This window comes from Nostoc sp. (assembly GCF_036919595.1).
GTDB lineage: Bacteria > Cyanobacteriota > Cyanobacteriia > Cyanobacteriales > Nostocaceae > Nostoc.
This window is the reverse complement of sequence record NZ_JBALCO010000181.1, coordinates 1-3588: the sequence shown is the minus strand read 5'-3', so window position 1 is coordinate 3588 and position 3588 is coordinate 1. Positions and strand designations below refer to the sequence as shown.

At 44.1% G+C, this 3588-nt stretch carries 4 protein-coding genes; all 4 read right to left on the bottom strand.

The annotated features are described in order from the left end of the window. Positions 1-159: 159 nt before the first annotated feature. Positions 160-1917 carry a serine/threonine protein kinase gene (locus V7K21_RS27915; RefSeq protein ID WP_335178979.1) on the bottom strand — a complete coding sequence of 586 codons (1758 nt, stop codon included), beginning with the start codon at positions 1915-1917 and terminating at the stop codon, positions 160-162. Between the two features lie 123 nt (positions 1918-2040). Beyond that, the gene (rpsU, locus tag V7K21_RS27910) at positions 2041-2229 is read right to left on the bottom strand and encodes a 30S ribosomal protein S21 (protein WP_012407716.1); all 189 of its coding nucleotides are present in this window, start codon (positions 2227-2229) and stop codon (positions 2041-2043) included. A 111-nt stretch (positions 2230-2340) separates the two neighbouring features. Beyond that, the gene (locus V7K21_RS27905) at positions 2341-2661 is read right to left on the bottom strand and encodes an RNA recognition motif domain-containing protein (RefSeq protein ID WP_273762368.1); all 321 of its coding nucleotides are present in this window, start codon (positions 2659-2661) and stop codon (positions 2341-2343) included. Between the two features lie 655 nt (positions 2662-3316). Further along, the coding region (locus V7K21_RS27900; RefSeq protein WP_335178977.1) for a hypothetical protein at positions 3317-3588 on the bottom strand (272 nt) is incomplete at its 5' end.

Below are 3588 nucleotides of genomic sequence, written 5' to 3'. Positions count from 1 at the left end.
ACTATACCGAACCTTTTATAGACTACCACTTATGTGATCCCCCTAGCTCGATGAAAAATACGACTAGGGGGATCTTGTTTTTAGGTATTGGGCATTGGGCATTGATTATTTCTCCCTCGTCTCCCTCATCTCCTTCATCTTCCCCTGCCCCTGCCTTATTCACCGCCACCCTAAAAGGCGCAATCCAGGCACAATTAGGTAGTAACTCACTCCTAACCAGAAGCTGATCAAGAAGCCTAGAGAACCAAAAAAAGTCAGAGTTAAGTATAACTCTGACCAGGCTGGTTGACTAGAAAATTGGAAGATCGGAGGTGCTAACCTCAAAAGAATCAAAACTGCATAGGCGATCGCACTACCAAAGGCAGCGAACACAGCGTACACTATGTGATGGCTGCGAAGACCTAAACTCAAGGTGAGTAGGCAAACTGCCACCAAAATTACTGCCACTAAGCCCTCGCCGCTGTCTTTTGGTGTGATTAATTGCAAAATCAACCAGCCGAAGCCATAGCTAATCATGCCCATCAGCGACGCCACTAAAAAGCGCCGCCGTTGACCAAAACACCCAGATACTGTTAGTCCCCATGCGGTTCCCCAGCCGGCGGCGACGAACACCAAAATATCTGCCCCGAAGACGGGTTGAGTATTTGGCACTAATTGGTTTAGTTGACTTAAAATCAATTCCACAACCTGACGACCCAAGCTGGTGCGATATGCCAAAATAAAACCAGCGATCGCACCAAAACAAGCGCCGATACTAGTCAGGATCATCGCCCAAATCGTCGCTAAACAAGCTTGGAAGGTTTTGATGATTGCCTGAGCAATAAAAATAACGGTTTTAGTTACAGCTTGGCTAAAGTTAGCTAAAGCTTGTTTAATAGCTTGTGTTAGTAGTCTAAATCTCTGGGAAGCTTGTGTTGAGGCTTGCTTAACGTTATCCCGTAGTTGGAAAAATAACCCTGGCGGCGGTAATGGTCGAGAAATCTTCGCTAACCGTTTTTGAATCATAGCTGCATTTGCTGGACGCGATCGCACATCCTCCTGCACCATTTCATCAAGCAAAGAAGCTAGTTGCGGGTTGACATTTACCGCAGTTCGCCAGCGCAATTTCCCCGTTTGCTGATCCTCCAACTCTAACGGGTATTTGCCTGTTAGTAGTTCAATCACCGTTCGACCGAGGGCATAAAAATCAGCACTTGGCCCGACAATACCTCCAGTCACTTGTTCTGGTGGACTGTAGCCCGAAGAAAATAATCGGGTGGAACTAGAGTGAGAACGTAGCTTAGAGGCGCTAAACTGTTTTGCCCCTCCAAAATCAATTAGTACCACGCGATCACCCTCTATTTGCCCTTGAAGCGGGGTTACAGATGGCGAAGAGTCCAACATTAAATTAGAAGGTTTGATATCGCGGTGAATAATATGACGTTTATGTAATTCCTGTAAAATCTGTACAGCTTGGGCGAACCAGTTTAAAACCAAATCTTCTGGACACCCTTGGGGAAACTTTTTTAATATCTCCTCTAAAGTCCGCCCATTGATTTTTTCCATTACCAGACAAGGCAGTTGGTGTGGTTTGGGATTAAACAATTTCACGTGAAAATACCCATCGGCATCAACTTTGGGGACGCCTGGATGCTGCAAGCTAGATAAAACTGCCGCCTCTTGGGTAAATAATTCCAGTGCCTTTGGTGAATCTTCTACCAACACTTTCAGCACTTTTTCGGTTTGAGTTTTTTCATCCCAAACCGTATAAATTTGAGCAAATCCTCCCGACCCTAAAGGCTGAAGTGGAACATAGCGGTCTAACAACTCTAGCGGTGCGCCACAGCTGTTACAAAATTTGTTTCCCCAAGGCTGAGGATAAGGACGTTGACAATCAGGATTTATGCAGTGAACCGCACTCTGAGTGATGTGGGACACAACCGCTACAATACAAAGGCTGACTTGATTTTAGCGTTTCTTTAGGTTTCCTGATTTTAAAATAGGCAAAAAGAAAACCCTCATAAAATCTATGAGGGCATTCGTTTATATGTATGTCAGTCCTTAATTACGAAAACTTCTCTTACTCTGCCTGTGCTTGGCAACTTCTTTGCGCTTGCGTTTTTCTAAGGGCGTTTCAAAATGACGATGTTTTCTCATGTCTGGAAAAATTCCAGCCTTGGAAACTTCTCGCTTAAATCGTCGTAAGGCTGACTCAATGTGTTCATTGTCACCTACAATTACTTGGGTCATTATTTCTCCTACTAAGTTGACTTCATCAATAGCTATGCAGGCAGTAGCAGTACAAAAAAAAGACAGACTCTTTGTCTGACCTTAAGACTCTTGGCAAATTTTTTTCCAAGGTTAGTAGCGGGAGCGTCCGCCACCGCCACCGCCGTATCCTCCTCGGTTACCACCAAAGGAACCTCTATCACCTCTGTCTTCTTTAGGTTTAGCCTTATTCACTTTCAGGTCACGACCCATCCACTCAGCACCGTCTAGAGCTTCAATGGCAGCTGTTTCTTCGGCTTCAGTTCCCATTTCCACAAAAGCAAAGCCTCGTGGACGACCAGTTTCACGGTCAGTAGGTACTTGAACCCGCTTTACAGTACCATATTCTGCAAAAATACCACTTAAATCCTCTTGTGTAACGTCATAAGAGAGGTTACCTACATAAATTGACATCGATTCTCTCCAAAATCATCACTGTGTAGAGATTTTAATTTCTCTGAGAAGTCTGTAAATACTAAAAGGAAAAAGCCCTTCAATACTAAAACCAAAGACATCACCGAATTAACTCTCCTAAATCTAGGATGACATAGGAGACAACTCTCTGCATCCAGTAGATAGTTAACCAGTGATGCGATCGCACCTACGCGATCGCCTCCCCCCACCTACCCTAAGTACAGCCCATTGCAAAAAAGGTTTGGAAATGCAAGAAGATAAATTCTGTAGGGTGATAAAGGAAATCAGACATGGAGGGGCGCATCTTTAATATCCGAATTGAACGTTTGACTGCATTAACCATAAAGCATTACTCCCAAATTTTAATATGAAAGGCAAAGTCAGGCAACAAATAAAGGCTATGTCGGCTTGTACTCCTTTGGATAACCTGCTATGAAAGCAACTGCGGTCTTCTCCCAACTTGAAGGAGCATCGTCCAAAAGTTGGGGAGCAAGTGGCGTGAGAGGCTAAAGGTTGAACTCCTCCTATGCCCGCGGTTACACAAACGATGGATGATTTTGAATTTTTTTATGACATTTTGGCTATGTCTGCTTATCATCACCTTTCCAAGCCGTTTGCAATTTGGCTTTGACAACTTGAGCGGCCTCATGTTTGCTTAGTGTCTGCAAGCCAAATAGAGAACGCCCATAGGGGATACTTTTTTAAACTCTCTATAATCCCCCTCAGCCAAAAGCACACTGCCCGAACATTCCCGCGTGGGAAAGTAGAAGTCTGGTGATTCCAGGTAATCAAGTCCGGTATAATTTGAGTTACGTTTGAGAACAGATTCCAAAACCTGACTTTTCCCGTTAAGTCTTGAAAGGCTTACTAGTAAAGGATTTAAGAAACAGCACAGCAAATACGGTAAAGTAATTGCAATCGAGTGCT

Bases quoted from the DNA above. Each gene is read 5' to 3' on its own strand.
- V7K21_RS27905 (WP_273762368.1), bottom strand. From the start codon at position 2,661: ATGTCAATTTATGTAGGTAACCTCTCTTATGACGTTACACAAGAGGAT.
- rpsU (WP_012407716.1), bottom strand. From the start codon at position 2,229: ATGACCCAAGTAATTGTAGGTGACAATGAACACATTGAGTCAGCCTTA.